We start from the raw sequence: 20,044 nt of genomic DNA, 5'->3' as shown, positions 1-20,044 counted from the left end.
CTGGACCTAGAGCGGAAACAGGCTCGTCAGCGGCATATGCGCCCTGACGATCGGCGACTTGAGCACGACAAAGCTGAAATATTTGTCGATGCCGACGTCCATGTCGGTCAGGCGCTCCATGATTGTCTGGTATTCGCCGATCCCCGAAGTGACGAATTTGACGAGGTAATCATAGCCGCCGGAAACCAGATGGCACTCGATGACCTGCTCGACCTTTTCGATCGCCGCGAGGAAACGGGCAAAATCGATCTGCCGGTGGTTCTTCAGGGTGATCTCGGTAAAGACGGTCAGCGTCTGGCCAAGCTTGCCGACGTTGATCTGCGCCGAATAGCCTTCGATATAGCCTTCCGCCTGCAGCTTCTTCACCCGCATCAGGCAGGGGCTCGGGGAAAGCGCCACGAGGTCTGCCAGTTCCACATTGGTGATGCGCCCGTTCTTCTGCAACTCGTGGAGGATCTTGACGTCGATTCGATCGAGTTTCACGAAGCACCTATTCGGGTTATGGCCGACGGGAGACGGCAGATTATGCTGCCGTCCTCCCTTGATTGAAGGTAACACATTGCCTCTACCTGTCTATTTCGTTTTGAGCGTCGGCGCGAAGCACAACTGTCTGCGCGCTTCCGGCAAGACGGCATGTTCTGCTGCGCGCCGGTCAAACTCCAGCAACGCACGTAAGCAAATCCCGCTAGATTAGTCCGCAACCGGAGACCGCTTCATGCCAGCACCGCTGAAACTCGTTGAGTCACCCCTTGCACTTCCAGCGGCTGCCGATGCCGTGGTGATCGGCGGCGGCATCATCGGCGTCTTTACGGCCTATTACCTGGCGCAGCGGGGCCTGAAGGTCGTTCTCGTCGAAAAAGGCCGGATCGGTGCGGAACAGTCGAGCCGGAACTGGGGCTGGTGCCGCCAGCAGAACCGCGATGCGCGGGAGCTGCCGATGGCGACGAAGAGCCTCGACCTGTGGGAGCGTTTCCAGGCGGAGTCAGGCGAGGATGCCGGCTTTCGGCGCTGCGGCCTTTTCTATCTGAGCAATAGCGACGAGGAGCTGGCCGGCTGGGCGCGCTGGCGCGACTTTGCCCGCACGGCAGGTGTCACCACGCATATGCTCGACGGCGCCGAGGCGAGCGAGCGCGGCCGCGCAACCGGCAAAACGTGGAAGGGCGGTGTCTTCTCCCCGACGGACGGGACGGCCGATCCGGCGAGCGCTGCCCCGGCGGTCGCGCGCGCGATCCTGAAGCTCGGGGGCGCGGTGCGGCAATCCTGTGCTGCGCGCGGTATCGAGACCGAAGGCGGGCGTCTTTCCGCCGTCGTCACCGAGCATGGCACCATTCGTACGAAGACCGCGGTTCTTGCCGGTGGCGCCTGGGCTTCCTCCTTCTGCCATCAGCTCGGCATTCGCTTTCCGCAAGCCTCGATCCGCTCGTCGATCCTTTCGGTTTCCGCGCCTGCCGCTGCGCTGCCGGATACGCTGCACACCTCCGCCGTTTCCGCCACGCGCCGTGGCGATGGCGGCTATACGCTTGCCATCAGCGGCGGCGGCCGCGTCGACCTGACGCCGCAGCAGTTCCGTTACGCGCCGCAGTTTCTGCCGATGTTCATCCGGCGTTGGCGCAGCCTCGCGCCCGGCGGATGGGAGGGAATGAGATCCGGCCACGAGACCTTGCGGCGATGGCGGCTGGACGCTCCGACGCCGATGGAGCGGATGCGCATTCTCGATCCGAAGGTCGATCAGGCGACGATCGAGCGCACCCACGCACGCGCCCTAGAACTCCTGCCCGATCTCAGGACCACGCAGATCACCGCCGCCTGGGCGGGTTATGTCGACAGCACGCCGGACGGCGTGCCTGGCATCGGCGAGATCACATCGATTCCGGGCTTCATTCTCGCCGCCGGCTTCAGCGGCCACGGCTTCGGCATCGGGCCGGGTGCGGGCCATCTGATCGCCGATCTCGTCAGCGGCGACACGCCGATCGTCGATCCCAAGCCCTATCACCCTGACCGGTTCAAGAGATCGGCCTGGGGCAAAGTCGCCGATTTCTAGGCGGGGAGTAAACTGAGCGGCGTGGCGTTCCAGTCCCGCAGGGCATCGCAGACTTCCGTTCGGCTCGGAGCGCCGGTACGGCCGCCGAAGACCTGGCATTTGAGAGCAGCCGCCATGGACGACAATCGCATCGTCTCCTCGATCGGCATGCCTTCGGCGATCGCGAGCGCGAAAGCGCCGTGAAAAATATCGCCGGCCGCCAGCGTATCGACGGCCTTCACCTCAGGCGCACTGAGATGACGGATTTTGCTCGTGGGGTCATCGAACCAGAACGAGCCGTTTTCGCCTGACGTGACGCTGATGAAGGCATGTTCGTATTTTCGTTTCAGACGGCCGACGATCTCCGGGAGATCGCTCGTTCCGGCAAGGCGCTCGGCCGCCGGCTGGGAGAAGACGATGTGGCTTGCCGCCGGCGCCAGCATCTCGATCACACCGTCGCCCGCGACATCGCCGTCGAGAATGGCCGGTTTTCCCGCCTCCCGCGCCGCCGACAGCGTCGCCAGAGCGAGCTTCGGCCATCGTACATCGACGAGCACCGCGTTGAATGACGAGACATCCCGCGTCGTAACGGGCATCACCCTATCGTGCAGGCGGGAATCGTAGAAGGGCACGATCAGGCGCTCGCCCTGATCATCGATCAGGATGGTCGAGACGGCCGAGCGGGCGCCCTGCGCAACCACCATGCCGCTCGTGTCTATGCCGCTCGCGCCGAGATCGGCGATGATGCGCTCGCCCGTGGCGTCGTCACCAACCGCACCCCAGAGGCTGGCATGGCCGCCGAGTCGCGCGACTGCGAATGCCGCGCTCGATGCCATGCCCTCGGCGACCTGCAACATGTCGTAGGGAAGGATCTTGCCCTGGCCGATCGGCAGCGAGCGGACGCGAAAGAGGGTGTCGAGAACTGCCGCGCCGACGCAGAGGACGCGGCGCGCTGGACCGGACGGTGGATCGAATGCGGAAGAAGTCAAACTCGGTCTCACCTGCTTATTTGACGGCTCCGGCCGTCAGGCCCGCCACGATCTGCCGCTGCGCAAACACCGTCAAGATCAGCACCGGCAAGGTGACGATCAGCGCTGCCGCCGCGAGCGGTCCCCAGCTCACCTGTTCGAAGGAGAGCATATTGTAGACGGCGACGGGAAGCGTGCGCGTCTCGCGGCTGGCGAGCACGATGCCGAAGACGAAGTTGTTCCAGGAAAAGATCACCGACAGGATGAAGGCGACGACGATGCCCGGCCTTGCGATCGGCAGAGCGACCAGACGGAAGACCTGCCAGGGTGTCGCGCCGTCGATGCTTGCGGCCTCTTCCAGTTCCATCGGCGTCGTTTCGAAATAGCCGATCATGATCCAGACGACGATCGGCACGGTGACGACGAGATGGATGATGATCTGCGGCATCAGCGTGCCGAGCAGGTTCAGCCACTGGAACAAGAGGAAGAGTGGGATCAGGAAGGAAAGGCCCGGCGTCATGCGCGCGATCATGATGACCATCGCGGATTTCTCAGCCTTGAGGCGGGCGATGCCATAGCCGGCCGGCACGCCGATCAGGAGCGCCAGAAGCGTGGCGGCGCCCGTCACCAGCACCGAATTCCAGAGATAGAGGAAGAAATTGTTCTCCTCGAAGACCTTCACATAATTCGACCAGGCGAAGCGCTCGGGGATGAAGATCGGCGGATAGGCGCCGTTGTCGATCTCGTATTTCAGCGACAGCGAGATCATCCAGAGAAAGAACAGGACGACCGGCGAGATCATCACCAGGGCAACGAAAAGCAGTCCGATACGATCGAGCGTCTTGCGCTTCATCACCGTGCCTCCCCGTCGGACCAGTTCAGGCGCTGTCGGATCATCATGAGGACGAAGGAGAGGAGGACGATGAGGATGAAGAAGACGACCGCCATGGCCGAGCCATAGCCGATATCGTAATAGGCGAAAGCGGTGTTGTAGAGATAGATGTTGATCGTTTCCGATGCCGTGCCGGGGCCACCCTGGGTCATGGCATAGATGATGTCGAAGCTCTTTACCGCATCGATGCTGCGGATGATGACCGCGATCATCAGGAACGGCGCGATCATCGGCAGCGTGAGGTAGCGAAATTTCTGCCAGACATTGGCGCCGTCGATCTCCGCACTTTCATAAGGCTCACGCGGAACGGCGGCGAGACCGCCGAGCACGATCAGCATGACGAGCGGCGTCCACTGCCAGCTTTCGACCAGGACCAGCGAGGGAATGACGCTGCGCTGATTGTAGATCCACTCCTGCGGGCCGATGCCTGCGAAGGAGAGGAGATAGTTGAGGACGCCGAGTTGGGGATGGTACATCATCGTCCAGACGAGCGCGATGGCGACCGGGGTCGCCATCATCGGCATCACGAATATGCCTCGGATGAGGCCGCGTAGCGGAAATTGGGCATCGAAGATCAGCGCCGCGAGCGTTCCGAGAAAAAGCGGAACCAGCACGGAGAGCGTCGTATAGAGCACCGTATGCGAGAGCGACTCCCAGAAGCGCATGTCGACGGCGAGCCTGATATAATTGTCGAGGCCCGCAAAGGTCTGCGACTGGCCGAGCGTCCAGCTGTTGACGCTCACCCATACCGTGAACACCCATGGAAAGACGATCACGGCTGCTATGACGATGAGCGCCGGGATGACGAAGGGCCAGTAATTGGGAGCAAACCGGTCCGGTTTGCTCCTTCCTTTCGACGCCTTGGCCATGGCGGCCGTTTCGATGCCCGCCGAAGCCATTATCCCTCGCTTTTCGCCAGGACGGGTTCGAACTGGGCCGTTGCCGACTTCAGCTCGGCCGCGGGATCGGCGCCGCCGATCATGTTGGTGAGGCCGACTCCATAGATGTCGCGGAACTCGGTGACCGGAATGATAACCGGCAGCGCGAGTTGCGAGATCTTGCCGGAACCGACGACCGCATCCAGCCATGAGCCCGGCATCTTGACGCCTTCGCGGACCTTCGCATCCTCGAGGATGGACTGGCGGAAAGGAACGCCGGCGCCGGCCTGCAGCAGGCGCGCGCCCATTTCATGCGAAATCGCCCATTGGCAGAAGAGATAGGCGGCTTCCTTCTTCTGGCTTGCCGCCACGACGCCAAGACCGTCGCCGAAGGTGCCCGCAGCCTGCGCCTTCGGGCCCTTCGGCATGATGCCGTAGCCGACCTGGCCGACGACGCGCGACTTTTCCGGATTCTCGATCGGCGGTGCAAAGCCGACGCCATCGAGCCACATGCCGATCTTGCCCTGCAGGAAGGCCGACTGGGCTTCTGCCCAGTTGAAGCCGGATACGCCGGGAGGGGCGGTCTTGGTCATCAGCTTCTGGTAAAGCTTGGCGGCTTCAACCGCGTCTTCCGAGGTCGTGCGCAGCTTGCCGTCGGGGCCGAGCGGGCTTGAACCATAGCCGAGCAGCAGCGTCGTCCAGACCGGCGTATTGGCATTCTTCAGGCCGCGGGCGACGAAGCCGTAAGTGTTGGTGGAGGGATCGGTCAGCGCCTCGGCGGCACTTGCCAGTTCCTCGAAGCTCTGGGGATAGGCCAGCCCCTTCTTCTCGAACAGCGCCTTGTTCCAGTAGATGATCCAGTAATCGACCGAGAAGGGAAGAGAGCGCAGGACGCCGTTGGCATCCTTGGCGAAGGCGAGGCCGGCTTCGGCGAAGTCGCCTTCCACCAAGGACGGATCGGTCAGCGAGGCATCCTTGAGGAAGCCGCTGATATCGGCAAGCCAGCCGCCCTTTTCGAACTGCCGCTTCTGGACATGGTAGCTCATGTGCACGACGTCGAAGCTCGGTTTTCCGGAGCTGAGCTCGATCGTCGTCTTCTGGCGCTGCTGCTGCTCGGGCGTTGCTTCGGCATTGACTTTGATGCCGGTGAGTTCTTCGAACTCAGGCAGGTACTTCAGCAGGATTTCGCTGCGCGGGCTCTTGACCAGGTTGACTTCGAGTGTCGTGCCGGCGAAGCGCTTCCAGTCGACGGCCGCCGATGCCGACCGCATGCCGAGCATGCTGCTTGCCCCAAGCGCGGCCGTGCCCGCCAGGAAACCTCGCCTTGTCGGATTGATGAATGATGGCATGTGACTCCTCCTCCTTATGTGCCGGCGATCTCCTCACCCCGGCTGCTTATTCCCCGATTAAATCCCCAGTGCACGATCCCTTGCGTTATTGATGTGTGCGACAAGGCTGTTGACGGCGTCCTCCACCGATCGCCGCTCGATCGCCTCGAGCACCTTCAGGTGCTCGCCCATGACGGGGCCGACGTGACCCGCGATGCGGAAGCGGTCCTGGCTGATCAGGCGCATCTTGATCGAGTTCACGCGGTAGGCGTTCGAGATGATGGTGTTTCCAAGCGCGTCGATGAAAGCGTCGTGCATTCCCCAGTCGACGGCCTGGGCGCGCAGTTCAAGTTCGTGCGAGCCGTCGCCGCTGCGGATGGCGTCGGCGATATCCCGGTGCTGCTTCAAGAGCTTTGCGATCGTCTCGTCCGAGGCGGATTTGGTGAAGAGCGCCACGGCTTCCTTCTCCAGGAACACGCGCAGCTGGAAGGCCTCGCGAATGAGAACGAGATCGATGTGGGCGATCTGCAGACCTCGCTGCGGCACGGTTTTGATCAGCCCTTCGGCTTCGAGCCGGGGAATGAGCTCGCGGATGGCGCCGAGCGGCAGTCCCGTCAGCTCCACGAGCCGGCGCTGGGAAACGAACTGGCCGGGACGCACGTCACGGGCAAGGAGGTGGCGCGTGAAGCTCGCATACGCCTTTTCCCTGAGTGTCGGCTGCTCCTCGGTTCCGTCCATCGCCTCCTCCAGAAACATCTCCGGCCTATGCTGCTTTCGAGCGGAATAGAGTATCGAAAGCCAGAGCGAGCTGCGCCTGCCCTTCGCCGGATAATGAAACGAGCGGCGGACGAACCGCAAGCCAGATCTCCTCCGAGGTCACGCGCGCGATCATCGCCTTCACGGCCGGGATGACGGGATGTTTCAGCAGTTCCACCACCATATTCTCGATGCGGACGTCGTCCCCGCCCTCCTCGGCCAGCGGCCTGAGTTCGCGGGGCGCGAAATTCGCCATGCCTGATATCGCACCCTGGCCGCCGAGCCGCACGGCTCTCGCAAGGTGCCGTTCGTCGCCCACCAGGATGATGAGATCGCTATGCGCCTTCAGCAGGCTTTCGGTATAGGGCCAGTCGCCGGAGGAATCCTTGACGCCGGTGACGATATTGGGAAAGGCGGCCTTGAGACGGCCGATCAGCGATACGCTCAGCGGCACCATGGTGACCGAAGGCAGGTTGTAGACGATGATATCACGCGCCTTTTCGCCCAGCATGGCGAACACGGCCGAGAACCACTGGAAGACGCCGTCGTCGCTGACGTTCTTGAAGTAGGACGGCGGGGCAAGAAGGATATTGCGGGCGCCCCTGGAAAGAGCCTGACCGGCCTGCATTGCCGCATCCTCGGCGGCATCGACCAGCACGCCGACGATGATGTTCTTTGCCGCTATGCCGGCATCGAGGAAGGCTGAAAGGACGCGCTCGCGTTCCAGGCTTCCGATGGAGGAACCTTCACCCGTCGTCCCGAACAGCGTGACGCTGGAGCAACCGGCCGCAAGGCTGCGCCGCGCCTGCGCGATCATCGCATCGATCGCAATATCGCCATTGCCGTCAAACGGCGTGGCGAGAGCGACCGAAAGCCCGAATTTCTGTGTCAACGTCATCTTCTCCCAGCTGATGGGTTAGGCATAGCAGACTAACATGTTAGCTGTAAAGATGTGATTGTTTACTGTATCTACCGCGAGAAGATTCGAGTCTTCATCATCTCGTCTGCAGAGGCCCTGCCCGTCGCCCGCCTGGTGTGCAACGCGTTCGAGCACGATCCCTTCATCACGACGATCTGGCCCGATGGCGTCTTCCGCGTGGCGAAGGACACCCTTCAGGATCTAGGCCGAGGTGGCGGACGCCCGCGTTGACGTCTTGCACGCTTCGAGCAAGGAAATGCGCGCGCATCTGCCGGTCACAAGACAAATCCGAATGTGTATCGCCGTCAGTCAGATCATGGAACCGCCACCTCGCCGGAGCGTTTCTTGCTGACATCGGACCCTACCGGCATCCCGCTGGCACTCCCGAACCGGAGGTAATCATGAAAACGCTGATCGTATCCATGAGCCTGTTGGCTGCAACCGCCTTTTCGGCCTTTGCAGCGGAACCGGCCAAAATGGTCGACACGAAGATGGGTAAGATCCTGGCAAACGCCAAAGGTATGACACTCTACACGTTCGACAAGGACGAAATGGGCAAATCAAACTGCGACGAGGCCTGCTTGAAGAAATGGCCGGCCTTCCACGCCGCCGCCAAGGCCAAGGCCGAAGGCGAGTGGTCACTCGTCAAGGCAGCCGACGGCAAGGAGATGTGGGCTTACGAAGGTAAGCCGCTTTACACTTTCGCCGGAGACAAGAAGTCTGGCGATATGACCGGCGATGGCGTCGGCGGCGTTTGGCATGTCGCCAAGTAGGCCGGCGCACTAGAGCCTTTCAGGGCTGAACTGAAAGGCTCGAAACTGGGGATGAGGGCGATGATCCATCGGCGTGCGCGCCTCATCCCCGTCCGACACCGAGACAATCACCCCTTCGGCGGAGTTTCCGGAGCCGGTGTCAGCGCGCGCTTCCCAGCCCGATGCGAGGTGTCGCAGAAGCACGGCGTTCGGCAAATCGAGCAGTCAGCCAGCACGTCGGCTCGTCGAAAAATACGTCGAGGCCGCAGCACCGATCGTTCCGGACTTCAGGGCCTACCCGAGAGCATTATCCGCATCCTGGACTGTTGCCAGACCACTCGCCAGTTCATACGTTCTGTGATCCAACCTCACAGGAGCAGAAGATGCAGATCGACCTCACAGGCAAGACCGCGCTAGTCACGGGATCGACCGAAGGCATTGGATACGCGATCGTCCGCCAGCTCGCGAGGGCGGGCGCAGACGTGGTGGTCAACGGCCGGTCCGAAGAAAAGACCGCGAAGGCAGCGGACCGCTTGAAAGGCGAAGGTGCCGGGGGAAGCGTAACCGCCGTCGCAGCCGATCTCGCAACCGCTGAAGGATGCAGCGGCCTCGTCGCCAAAGTTCCTCATGTGGACGTCCTCATCAACAATGCGGGCATCTTTCAGCCGCTCGATTTCTTCGACACGGACGACGAGATATGGGACCGTCACTGGCAGGTGAACGTCATGTCCGCCGTCAGACTTTCACGGGCATATCTTCCCGGCATGCAAAAGCGCGACTGGGGCCGCGTCATCTTCATCGCGTCGGAATCCGGCTTCAACATTCCGGTCGAGATGATCCACTACGGCGTCAGCAAGACGGCAGACATCGCGGTTGCCCGCGGCCTTGCCAAGCGTATGGCTGGCACGGGCGTCACGGTGAACTCGGTCCTCCCCGGCCCCACGCTTTCCGAAGGCGTTGAGGCGATGCTCGCTGATGAGCGGGCGAAGACGGGGAAACCGATCCAGGAGGTCGCGGCGGACTTCGTCAAGAAGCACCGCGGCAGTTCGATCATCCAACGAGCTACGAGCGTAGAAGAAGTCGCCAATCTCGTCACCTACCTGGCCTCGCCTTTGGCCTCCGCAACGACCGGCGCTTCGATGCGTGTGGACGGAGGGCTGATCGACACGCTCTGACGGGCTCCACCGACCTGCCGCTGTACCGTCTTCGTCGGAAGTAGTCTCGACAATGCGCTGCAGTGGCGGGCTATCTTAGTCCCGCCCAGTTCCTCCGCGTTCACGTGTTTTTCGTCACAGTTCGGATCCATGTCCCGCGATAGCGCGTGGGAAGGACGGTTATTCATGTTCCGCAAGGACGCAAAACGCCCAGGACTGTTCAGGCAAACCGAACCACCTTTATGCTGGACCCGTTCGCCATTTTGCATGCTGCGGTCTAGGTCAGGGAAAACTTGCGGCCTAGGTAAGCACGGATAGGCGCATCGAACTGAATGTAGAAGAAATGTGCTGCACCGATAGCGGCAATGATGGTGACGCTCGCTGTGACTGGCTGTGGAATTGCGCCATCGGCAAGCTTGTGGAACTGAGCGCCAAGCTGAACAACAGGTAGGTGGACGATATAGAGGGGATAAGACAACTGCCCGAGATATGCAGCGAACGGCCGCACCGCACCCTGCGGTACTGCCGTTGCGAGCGCGACCACGATCGGAATGATGATAGCGATACAGAGGAAATCGTAGATGTCCCTCGGGACCGCGAACGGGAAAAATAGAACGGCGATCAGGACGAAAAGCGGGATCTGGGGTGGAACGCCCCTCAAACGATCGTCGATATGCCGGCGGAAGATCAGGACGCCGGCAAGAAACGAAAAACCGACCCTGACAAATCCTTCAAGGAATGCTCGCCAATTCCCGAATCCAACTGGCCCAATAGTACCCTCTATAGCGATAATCTGGAAAAGCGCTGCGGCCAATAATGTGAGTGCCGCCATCTCATGCCAAATATGAAACCTTCGGCGAGCGATGGATCCGTAAGCCATGCCGGCGACCATTTCAAAGCAGAGAGACCAGAGCGGATTGTTGATCGCGAATCCCTCCTGACCGACCAGAAATCCCAGGGGCAAGAGGAATAACGCGCCCACGGCAAGAATTGAGACGTCGATGAGGGCAATAGCTGGCGTCAAAGCAACTTGTGACGCAATAACGCCCAAGGCGACACCAACGACGACCATGGGATAAAGCCGCACCATGCGCTTCAAGATGAATGTATTGCTCCGTAAAACGCCTGACTTCAGCTTCTGGTCATATCCGTTGGCGAGAACGAAACCGCTCAGGCAGAAGAAAAAATCTACGGCAAGATAAGCGTATGAACGAAGGCCGAAGCCAAAGATCTGGCTGGCGTGCAAGAGCACCACGGATAGCGCAGCTATCCCCCGAAGCTCGTCCAGAAAAACAAAGTGCTTCTTTACCGGGTCTGCCCTGCTGGCGAAACCTGCAGCATCTTCCAGCCCGGGATCCGCGCCCTCGTAGAAGTGTGAACGTGTCAATTCTTCACTCACGAGAGGGGTTCTTTCTATGGGTAACCGGAACGTAGCGCATCTGCTCTTCCTCAGCTCCGGTTCATCTTGAGGTAGATCGAACATGCCCGCTGTAGTTGAAGAATCCCCTAACGCGACATGGATGACTTTACCGATAGGAGGCAAATAGACCGAGTTTGCCACTCGCAATTGCTGCGGTGGCCAATGTGATCAGCCGTCAACCATCGCGCCAGTTTCATTGGCCGTGTTAGCTGGAATAGCTGCCCATTGGTGATGTGCAGTTTGGCGAATGGGCCTTGTCGGAACAGATTGATCTCGTCGGTCCATGGGTCGCTGTCCCTTCGTTTATTTCCGCTCCACCGTCAAAACCATTGGCATTGCCCAGGTGGCCTGTGGAATTGGCCAGCGCAGCAATTTGACGTTGTCGTCCTCGACTTGCGCTTCCCATCGCGCATAGAATTTTTGGCTATACCCGTTCAGTCGGACGCTCCGGCATGCGATGGGGCCGCCATCGAGGTTGAGGGCGATCTTGAGATCCAGCGGCGACGCCTTGAGGAAGTCCGCCATCCGGTCGAGGGAAAAGAACGCTTCCTTCGTGGTGCCGATCACAATGCGGCCTGAGCCGTCCTTGGCCACAAAGGTCCGATTGGCCAGCCACCGGCTTTTCACGTTCACATGGGTTTGGCCATCGTCACCAATCAAAAGCGGATAGGAAACCATCGCATTCGTCGCCCCACCAAAGGCGCCTCGCCAGTCTTGATGGGTGAGGTCGCGGATATCAGCGGAGGTCGCATCTGCAATAAAGGCGCCGGCCTTCGCATCATACTGCTGAGGCCCCATCGCGACAGCTTCACTGATGAAGGGCGTGTCGGGCCTGCCATGCGTGTCGTAATAGCTGCCGTTGACGATCAGAACGGCTTTCGGCAAGGCAAGTTCCCATTCGTCGACGCCCGTGTCACCCTTTGGTGCGTTATGGACGACGAAGCGGAAGCGTGCAGGATCAATCCGGCTGAGGAAAATCCGGTCGACTTCGCGTCCATCGGCAAGCACCGGCAGTTCCGCCACCTCGAAGCCAGCCTCCGGTTGTTGCCAGGCCAACGGCCCCGGCTGCGCCGCCGGGACTGGGCTCTTCAACGCCAATTGCATGGAGGACGATAGCCGTTCATCGTCGGGCTTCACGGTGATCCAGTAGGTTCCCCCTCGTCGCAATATGGTGTTAAAACCATAGGCCCCTGCGATCTGCCACAGCCACCCGGCGCCAACGACAGTCGCGATGAGCAATGCTGCAGTCAGTCCGAGTAGGATCTTCCGAAGTGCTGACATTAAAAATCTCTTTGTTTCAAGAATGTAGGTTCGATATACGGCTTACGCTTTTCGTGTCGCGCAAATGCAATTTCCAAGTGAGGCTTTTCTACGACCTTGGTCTGCGGATCCGCTTCGAAACCGCGACGAGCCCTGTCGTCTCAAAACCGGATTGCGTCCTGAAGGCGTCAGGAAGGCAACGATCGCGTAGCGGCGTCCGGCAACCTTCAACGATGATATAGTTGCGGTCGAGCGCTGTGCCGGTTGGCTCGGCATGTTGAACGGCGGTCGCCATTGTCAGCGCGCCGGATCCACGATTGTCGTATTTTCGGTTAGGCGAATGGGCCTTGTCGGAACGGATTGATCTCGCCCGTCCTTGGGTCGAACCAGCGCAAGGAGGAAGCGATGAGAGAGTTGATCCTGACCATGGCCATGTCGCTCGACGGTTTTGTCAGCGGGCCTGAGGGCGAAACCGAATGGATATTTTCCGGCGACCAGGAAGCCATTGCCTGGAAGGTGGAGAATGCGTGGAATGCCGGCCTGCATATCATGGGCAGCCGCACCTTCCAGGGCATGGCCGGTTACTGGCCGACCGCGACAGGCGTATTCGCCCCGCCGATGAACCAGATTCCGAAGGCCGTCTTCTCAAAACAAGGCCCGGCGATCCTGAAGGCTGGTGAAACGGCCAAGGGACGCGGAGAAGGGCTGCAGCCCGGCGCGGAAAGCTGGGGCGAGGCCTATGTGGCGAGCGGCGATCTGGCCGAAGAAGTTGCCAGGCTGAAAGCCGAGGACGGCAAACCGATCTTCGCCCACGGTGGCGCGGCCTTTGCGCGCAGCCTCATCGCTCATGGATTGGTCGATCAATACATGCTGATGGTGTATCCGCTGGTCCTCGGCAAAGGCTTGCCGATCTTCTCAGACCTCGCCCAGCCCAGGCAGCTCAAGCTGATCGCCTCAAAGGTCTTTCCGAAGGGCTCGATGGTGCAGATCTATCGGCCGGCGTGAGCAGCTACCGGACGAATTTGACGATCACGCCCGGTTTCACCATACCGGCAAGCTCTTCCGCATCCCAGTTGGTCAGGCGGACGCAGCCATGCGATGCGCCCTTGTCGATCAGTTCCGGATCGGGCGTGCCGTGAATGCCGTAGGTCGGCTCAGTCAGATCGATCCAGATGCTGCCGACCGGCCCGTTCGGTCCTTTGGGGATGGTGAGGATCTTGTCGTTCTTCCCCTGCTTGAAATTGATCTTCGGGTCGTAGCGGTAGACGGGCATGCGCGCGACGCCCTTGACCTTGTGCGTACCGCTCGGGGACGGATTGTCCCTGCTGCCGACCGTCGCCGGATAGGCGGCAAGCACCGATCCGCCATCGTCATAAGCCAGGACCTGTCCCGTCCTGGCGTTCACCTCGATGCGCTTGACCTTCCCCTCTTTGGGAGGTCCCGTCGTCACCACTTCGATCGTTTTGCCGGGCGCGAATTCCGCGCCGGGATTGAGCGCCTTCATCAGATCGATGTCCATATGGAACCGCTCCGACAGCTTCTCCGCCACGCTGGTATATCCCATGCTCGTCATCTTGGCCTTCTCCCCGTAATCCTCGGGAATGCTGTCGACGAGACCGCCGGCGTCCTCGGTGGTGATGACGTAGCTTTCGACGATGGGTGTGCCGGTTTCCAACCGGGCGAGCACCTGGTCATCGAGTTTGCCGTCCGGCGGGAGCTTGTTCATCGTCTCGAACGCGGCGAGAGCCTTGCCGACATTCTCGCCATACAAGCCGTCGATCACACCGGGCGAGGAACCCGCGCGGTCGAGAAACGCCTGCAGGCGCACGATCGCCGGATCCGGGTCCGGGGACGGTTTTTTGGGGCGTTCATGCGCGATCGAAGCAAGCGATGCGCTGTTGATGGCATCCGGCGTCAGTTCCAGCGCATCCGCGGTACCGAATGAGAAAATGAGAGCCAGCGTTGCGATCGGTGTGACAGGTTTCATGATCCAACAAATGATCGCCGGCCATACTTGTTCCACCGGAGGAGGAAGAGCGTCGGTCAACGCTTACGCTGCCGCCGCTTCTCCTTCCCCTTACTCTCTCGCAGGCTTCGAACCGTGCTGACGGCTTTACTGCAATATGCGCGGTATCTGCTGTTCTTCAGCGACGAAGCCGGGCATGGCGGCGGCGCCGCCGCCTTCCAGGCCGGTCGCCACGACCGAGACCCGGAATCTCCCGTCCAGCCCGCGGTCGAAGATCGCGCCGACGACGATTTCCGCGTCCGCCTGCACTTCGTCACGAATGCGGCTCGCCGCCTCGTCGACTTCGAACAGCGTCATGTCGGAACCGCCCGAAATTGAGATCAGCACGCCCTTGGCGCCCTTCATCGAGAGGTCGTCGAGCAGCGGGTTTGCGATCGCCGCCTCTGCCGCCTTCATCGCACGGCCTTCGCCGGTGGCCTCGCCCGTGCCCATCATCGCCCGTCCCATGCCGCGCATCACCGATTTCACATCGGCGAAATCGAGGTTGATCAGGCCTTCCTTGACGATGAGATCGGTGATGCAGCCGACGCCCGAATAGAGCACGCGGTCGGCGGTCATGAAGGCGTCGGCGAAAGTGGTTTTCGCGTCCGCGATGCGGAAGAGGTTCTGATTGGGAATGACGATGACGGTATCGGCCGCCTGGCGAAGCGCCTCGATGCCGACTTCCGCCGTCCGCATGCGGCGATTGCCCTCGAAGGAAAATGGCTTGGTGACGACGCCGACCGTCAGGATGCCCGCATCGCGGGCGGCCCGCGCGATCACCGATGCCGCACCCGTTCCCGTTCCGCCGCCCATGCCGGCGGTGACGAAGCACATATGCGAACCGCTCAGGTGATCCATGATCTCGTCAAGCGACTCTTCGGCCGCCGCCCGGCCGACCTCCGGCAACGAACCGGCGCCGAGCCCTTCGGTCACCTGCGCCCCGAGCTGGATACGCCGGGAGGCCTTCGAGGTCGCAAGCACCTGCGCATCCGTGTTCGCCGCGATGAACTCGACGCCGGCGAGCTTCTCCGCGATCATGTTGTTGATCGCATTTCCGCCGCCGCCTCCGACACCAATGACGGTGATGTTCGGCCGCAGCCCCAGAATGCCGCTCTTGGCGTCCGTCATTGCATAATCCTCTCTTACCTTTGAATGCCCCATTCTCGCCCGCGGCGACGAATCGTTCGGCAGATTAAGGACATAAAAAGGCACAGGCAGGGCGAAAGCGCTACTCCTTAACCGCACCCGTCATCGAGGACACGTAGTAATCGACGAAGAAGGAATAGAGGATGACGACAGGCAGGGAGCCGAAGAGCGCGCCGGCCATCAGCGATCCCCATTCGAAGACGTCGCCGCGCACCAGTTCTGTCAGGACGCCTACCGGGATGGTCTTGTTTTCCGACGACTGGATGAATGTCAGCGCGTAGATGAATTCGTTCCAGGAGAGCGTGAAGGCGAAAATGCCGGCAGAGATCAGCCCGGGCACGGCAAGCGGCAGGATGATCTTGACGAGGATCTGCCAGCGGTTGGCGCCGTCCACCAGCGCGCTTTCCTCGAGTTCAAATGGGATCGAGCGGAAATAGCCCATCAGCAGCCAGGTGCAGAAGGGAATGAGGAAGGTGGGATAGGTGAAGATCAGCGCCAGGCGCGAGTCGTAGATCCCGAGCTTGAAGACGATGAAGGCGAGCGGGATGAACAGGATCGACGGCGGAATGAGATAGGCGAGGAAAATGACGAGGCCGATCTGCCGGGAACCCGTGAAGCGCACGCGCTCGATCGCATAAGCGCCGAACACCGAAGCCACCAGCGACAGCGCCGTCGATCCGACAGCGACCACCATCGTGTTCCAGAGCCAGCCTGGATAGGAGGTTTCCAGGAAGAGGTATTTGATGTGGTCGAGCGTCGGCCCCACCACCCAGAAGGGGCTGTTGTTGTAGTCCGTCAGCTGCTCGTTCGGCTTCACGGCGGTGATCGCCATCCAGTAGAAGGGAAAGAGCAGCACGAAGACGAAGACCGCCATCGGCAGATAGAGCATCACCACGCGCCGCGGCAGGCGGTTCAGATAGCTCATGCCCTCGGCATTGTCGGTCAGGACCTCATTGGCTGTGTTTGAATTGGTCGACATTGTTTCCCCCTTAATCCTGGCCGCCCTGCTGCCATTTGCGGCGTTGCAGGCCGAAGAAACTGAACATGATGGCGCCGAGCAGGAAGGGGATCATGGCGACGGCGATCGCCGCCCCTTCGCCGAGCTGGCCGCCCGGAATGCCGCGCTGGAAGGAGAGTGTCGCCATCAGATGCGTGGCATTGACCGGCCCGCCCTTGGTCAGCACGTAGATCAGCTGGAAATCCGTGAAGGTAAAGAGCACCGAGAAGGTCATGACGACGGCAATGATCGGCGTCAGCATCGGCAGCGTCACATAGCGGAAGCGCTGCCAGCTGGTCGCGCCGTCGAGCGAGGCCGCCTCCTGCAGCGAGGCCGGAATGGTCTGCAGGCCGGCAAGCAGCGAGATCGCGACGAAGGGAATACCGCGCCAGACATTGGCGACGATGACCGAGATGCGGGCATTGGTGGGATCGCCGAGGAAGTTGATCGGCGCGCTGATCAGCCCGAGCTTCATCAGCGACCAGGAGATGATCGAAAATTGGGAATCGTAGATCCACCAGAAGGCCAATGCCGAAAGCACTGTTGGCACCACCCAGGGCAGAAGCACGATCGCCCGGAAGAAGGATTTGAACGGCAGGTGCTGGTTCAACAGCAGCGCCAGCCAGAGGCCGACTGCGAATTTCAAGAGCGAGGCGATGAACGTGTAAAGGATCGTGTTGAAGACGGACATCCAGAATACGTCGTCGTCGACGAGGAACTGATAGTTCTCCAGACCGATGAAGATGCCGTCCCGGCCGATCCGCGTGTCGGTGAAGCCAAGCCAGACGCCGAGTCCGAGCGGATAAGTGAGAAAGCACACGAGAAACACCGCGGCCGGCAGCATGAAGAGAAAGCCGAGCACATTGTTGTTCTGCATGAGCGAGGGGCCGCGCGTATCCCCGGATTTCAAGGTCGACATTGCTTGTCTCCAGATTGTATTCAGTCCTTGAGGACGATGCGGCACGCCGGATGATCGGCATGCCGCCCGTCTCGGCTCCGGATCAGATGCGGTAGTAGCGGTTGGCCCGGCGTTCGGCTTCCCTCATCGCATCCTCGGGCGACTTCTGGCCGGTGACGGCGGCGGCATACATGTCGACCAGCACATAGTCGGCCATGGTCGCCGCCGAGGCGTAGCCGAGCGGGCCGGCATAGCCGTTCGGGCGCAGCTTTTCCGAAGCGCGCGCATAGGGCGCGTGGATCGGATCGGCGGTCCAGATCGGGTTCTTGGCAAAGGCCTTGAGCGGCTGGCAGCAATAGGCGCTGGAGCCCTGGATCCAGGCATTCATCTGGTCGGCTTCCATCATGAACTTGATGTAGGCCTTGGCCGCTTCCGGATATTTCGTGTGCTTGAAGAGCAGCAGCGAGCTCGTCTGGAAAAGTTCCACGCTCTTGCCGACAGGCCCGATCGGGAAGTTCGTCGTGCGGATGTCCTTGGCGATGTCGGCGAGCTTCGGGTCGTTCTTGGCGGTGTAGTAGACCGAGACGCCGTTGGCGATCAGCGATACCTGACCGGCCAGGAAGGCGCGGTTGTTGTTGACGTCCTGCCAGCTTTCCGTACCCGGAATGAAGGTCGCGTAGAGCTCCTTGGCGTAGTTGATCGAGGCCAGCGTCTCGGGGCTGTTGATCGTCACCGTGCCGCTTTCGTCGACCATTTTTCCGCCATGGCTCCAGAGCAGCCAGTGCGCGTAGTTGTTACCGTCGCCGACGGCCTTGCCATGCGGGAAGCCGGCGGGCGTGCCCTTTGCCTTCATCGCCTTGCAAAGCTCGAGGAAACCTGCGGTATCATTCGGGAATTCGTTGAAGCCGGCAGCCTTCACGTGGCTGTCGCGATAGACGACGGCATTGCCGATCGTCGTCAGCGGCATGGCGATGAACTTGTCGTCGCGTGTGGCATAGCCCTTCAGGCCGTCGTACCAGCCCTCATACTTGTTGCCGAGATAGTTGCCGAGTTCGGTGAGATCGACCAGCTTGTCGGGATATTGGTGCGCGTCGTCGAACCAGCACATGATGAGATCGGGGCCGGAGCCGACATTGGCGGCAACGGCTGCCTTCGGACGGATGTCCTCCCAGCTCTCCTTGTCGATGCGCACTTCCACGCCCGTGGCTTCGGTGAATTTCTTGGTATTGGCGATCCAGGCTTCCTCATCGCCCTTGACGAAGGGCGTCCAGCGCAGCAGACGCAGGCTCGCGCCGCTTTCCGGCTTGTAGGTCGGTTCGGCCTGCGCAAGGGAAGGCTTGATGCCGAGGCCGGCAACACCGGCAACAGCTGCCGATGCAGCAAGAAATTCACGTCTCTTGATCGTCATGAGATCCTCCTCATTGAAACAGCGGGAGCGAGTTCTCCGGCGTCCACCTCCCGCTTGGCGAAGGCCGGTCTGACATCCTGTAAAAGGGGATTTTGCGCTCCGGCGGGCTGGAAGACTCCTCCTCTCCCTTAACCCGCCGGTTGGCGTCAGTCGGTCAATCTCCTGCCGCCTTCGGCATCGAAGAGATGAACATGTGCGGCGTCGATCGCCACGCGGATGGCTTCGCCCGGGCGGGCGTTGACACGCTCGCGGAAGACGCAGCTGACTTCGCTGCCGCCGAGGCGGACGGTCAGATGCGTCTCATAGCCGGTCGGTTCGATCACGACGATTTCGGCCGGCAGCCCGTTCGGATCGAGCGAGATATATTCGGGGCGCAGTCCGTAGACGAGGTCGCGGCCCTTGGCACTCGCCGGCGGATTGGCGACGGGTAGCCGCGTGCCGTTCACCGCGACGAACTGGCTGGCATCGTCGGGATCGAGCCTGCCGTGGATCATGTTCATCGCCGGCGAGCCGATGAAACCGCCGACGAAGAGGTTGGCGGGGCGGTCGTAAAGCTCGAGCGGCGTGCCGATCTGCTCGACGATGCCGTCATGCATGACGACGATCTTGTCGGCCATGGTCATGGCCTCGATCTGGTCATGAGTGACGTAGACCGTCGTCGTCTTCAGGCGCTGATGCAGTTCCTTGATCTCGGCGCGCATGGCGACGCGCAGCTTCGCATCGAGGTTGGACAGCGGCTCGTCGAACAGGAAGACCTCCGGATCGCGCACGATGGCGCGGCCCATGGCGACACGCTGGCGCTGGCCGCCGGAAAGCTGGCGTGGATAGCGGTCGAGCAGCTTGTCGAGGCCGAGGATGCCGGCGGCATATTTCACCCGCTTTTCGGCTTCCGCCTTCGGCGCCTTGTTGAGCATGAGCGAAAAGCCCATGTTCTGCTCCACCGTCATATGCGGGTAGAGCGCATAGTTCTGGAACACCATGGCAATATCGCGGTCCTTCGGCGGCAGCGTGTTGACGACGCGCCCACCGATCTTGATCTCGCCGCCGGAAATGTTCTCGAGCCCGGCCAGCATCCTCAGAAGAGTGGATTTGCCGCAGCCCGACGGGCCGACGAGGATCACGAACTCCCCATCGCCGATATCGATGTCCACCCCCTTGATGACGGGATGCGCACCGAATGATTTCCTGACATCCGCGAATTGAACGTTTGCCATACTCCCTCCTCCGAGATCATGAGCAC

At 61.1% G+C, this 20,044-nt stretch carries 19 protein-coding genes; 4 read left to right on the top strand and 15 right to left on the bottom strand.

What is annotated here, in order from left to right:
• Positions 1-6: 6 nt before the first annotated feature.
• Positions 7-483, bottom strand: a complete 477-nt coding sequence (locus NE852_RS28615; RefSeq protein WP_008532606.1) for an Lrp/AsnC family transcriptional regulator — start codon at positions 481-483, stop codon at positions 7-9.
• Positions 484-715: 232 nt separating this feature from the next.
• Here NE852_RS28615 and NE852_RS28610 point away from each other — a divergent pair, with 232 nt between their 5' ends.
• On the top strand, positions 716-2,041 hold the full coding sequence (locus NE852_RS28610; RefSeq protein ID WP_258157120.1) for an FAD-binding oxidoreductase: 1,326 nt from the start codon (positions 716-718) through the stop codon (positions 2,039-2,041).
• Here NE852_RS28610 and NE852_RS28605 read toward each other — a convergent pair.
• The 6 genes from NE852_RS28605 to NE852_RS28580 are packed head-to-tail and all read right to left on the bottom strand — an operon-like array spanning position 2,038 to position 7,734.
• Positions 2,038-3,009, bottom strand: a complete 972-nt coding sequence (locus NE852_RS28605; protein WP_258157119.1) for a sugar kinase — start codon at positions 3,007-3,009, stop codon at positions 2,038-2,040. The two genes, NE852_RS28610 and NE852_RS28605, sit on opposite strands and share 4 nt — an antisense overlap.
• A gap of 16 nt (positions 3,010-3,025) precedes the next feature.
• Positions 3,026-3,841 (bottom strand): carbohydrate ABC transporter permease, encoded by an 816-nt coding sequence (locus NE852_RS28600; protein ID WP_008532611.1) that lies wholly within the window; start codon positions 3,839-3,841, stop codon positions 3,026-3,028.
• On the bottom strand, positions 3,841-4,779 hold the full coding sequence (locus NE852_RS28595; RefSeq protein ID WP_008532613.1) for a carbohydrate ABC transporter permease: 939 nt from the start codon (positions 4,777-4,779) through the stop codon (positions 3,841-3,843). Before NE852_RS28595 ends, NE852_RS28600 begins: the two co-directional genes overlap by 1 nt.
• Entirely contained in the window at positions 4,779-6,107 is a 1,329-nt protein-coding gene (locus NE852_RS28590) for an ABC transporter substrate-binding protein (protein ID WP_008532614.1), read from the bottom strand. Before NE852_RS28590 ends, NE852_RS28595 begins: the two co-directional genes overlap by 1 nt.
• Positions 6,108-6,164: 57 nt before the next feature.
• Complete coding sequence (locus tag NE852_RS28585) at positions 6,165-6,842, bottom strand: GntR family transcriptional regulator (RefSeq protein ID WP_205621975.1); 678 nt, start codon at positions 6,840-6,842, stop codon at positions 6,165-6,167.
• Positions 6,843-6,849: 7 nt separating this feature from the next.
• Positions 6,850-7,734, bottom strand: a complete 885-nt coding sequence (locus NE852_RS28580) for a dihydrodipicolinate synthase family protein (protein ID WP_008532616.1) — start codon at positions 7,732-7,734, stop codon at positions 6,850-6,852.
• A 428-nt stretch (positions 7,735-8,162) separates the two neighbouring features.
• Here NE852_RS28580 and NE852_RS28570 point away from each other — a divergent pair, with 428 nt between their 5' ends.
• Both NE852_RS28570 and NE852_RS28565 read left to right on the top strand, forming a co-directional pair.
• On the top strand, positions 8,163-8,534 hold the full coding sequence (locus tag NE852_RS28570) for a hypothetical protein (RefSeq protein WP_008532618.1): 372 nt from the start codon (positions 8,163-8,165) through the stop codon (positions 8,532-8,534).
• A gap of 362 nt (positions 8,535-8,896) precedes the next feature.
• Positions 8,897-9,688, top strand: a complete 792-nt coding sequence (locus NE852_RS28565; RefSeq protein WP_008532619.1) for an SDR family NAD(P)-dependent oxidoreductase — start codon at positions 8,897-8,899, stop codon at positions 9,686-9,688.
• Between the two features lie 256 nt (positions 9,689-9,944).
• Here the strand turns inward: NE852_RS28565 and NE852_RS28560 are convergent, their stop codons facing one another.
• Together NE852_RS28560 and NE852_RS28555 are read right to left on the bottom strand one after the other, a co-directional pair.
• The gene (locus NE852_RS28560; protein WP_258157118.1) at positions 9,945-11,066 is read right to left on the bottom strand and encodes an acyltransferase; all 1,122 of its coding nucleotides are present in this window, start codon (positions 11,064-11,066) and stop codon (positions 9,945-9,947) included.
• 324 nt (positions 11,067-11,390) lie between these two features.
• A complete protein-coding gene (locus NE852_RS28555; protein WP_037174054.1) occupies positions 11,391-12,368 on the bottom strand; it encodes a phosphodiester glycosidase family protein in 978 nt (325 codons plus the stop codon).
• Positions 12,369-12,752: 384 nt separating this feature from the next.
• Here NE852_RS28555 and NE852_RS28550 point away from each other — a divergent pair, with 384 nt between their 5' ends.
• Complete coding sequence (locus tag NE852_RS28550) at positions 12,753-13,352, top strand: dihydrofolate reductase family protein (RefSeq protein ID WP_037174065.1); 600 nt, start codon at positions 12,753-12,755, stop codon at positions 13,350-13,352.
• A 4-nt stretch (positions 13,353-13,356) separates the two neighbouring features.
• Here NE852_RS28550 and NE852_RS28545 read toward each other — a convergent pair whose 3' ends face one another.
• The 6 genes from NE852_RS28545 to NE852_RS28520 form a co-directional block, all read right to left on the bottom strand.
• Positions 13,357-14,334, bottom strand: coding sequence for a L,D-transpeptidase (locus tag NE852_RS28545; RefSeq protein WP_008532631.1), 978 nt, complete (start codon positions 14,332-14,334; stop codon positions 13,357-13,359).
• Positions 14,335-14,460: 126 nt separating this feature from the next.
• On the bottom strand, positions 14,461-15,483 hold the full coding sequence (ftsZ, locus tag NE852_RS28540) for a cell division protein FtsZ (RefSeq protein ID WP_008532632.1): 1,023 nt from the start codon (positions 15,481-15,483) through the stop codon (positions 14,461-14,463).
• 100 nt (positions 15,484-15,583) lie between these two features.
• On the bottom strand, positions 15,584-16,480 hold the full coding sequence (locus tag NE852_RS28535) for a carbohydrate ABC transporter permease (protein WP_008532634.1): 897 nt from the start codon (positions 16,478-16,480) through the stop codon (positions 15,584-15,586).
• A gap of 10 nt (positions 16,481-16,490) precedes the next feature.
• Positions 16,491-17,417 (bottom strand): carbohydrate ABC transporter permease, encoded by a 927-nt coding sequence (locus NE852_RS28530; protein WP_008532635.1) that lies wholly within the window; start codon positions 17,415-17,417, stop codon positions 16,491-16,493.
• 82 nt (positions 17,418-17,499) lie between these two features.
• Entirely contained in the window at positions 17,500-18,804 is a 1,305-nt protein-coding gene (locus tag NE852_RS28525) for an ABC transporter substrate-binding protein (protein WP_008532640.1), read from the bottom strand.
• Positions 18,805-18,950: 146 nt separating this feature from the next.
• Positions 18,951-20,018, bottom strand: coding sequence for an ABC transporter ATP-binding protein (locus NE852_RS28520; RefSeq protein ID WP_258157117.1), 1,068 nt, complete (start codon positions 20,016-20,018; stop codon positions 18,951-18,953).
• Positions 20,019-20,044 lie beyond the last annotated feature (26 nt).

The sequence above is a fragment of the Rhizobium sp. Pop5 genome (genome assembly GCF_024721175.1).
Lineage (GTDB): Bacteria > Pseudomonadota > Alphaproteobacteria > Rhizobiales > Rhizobiaceae > Rhizobium.
Note: the sequence above shows the minus strand (reverse complement) of the source record. Positions and strands in the feature narration are given on the sequence as shown.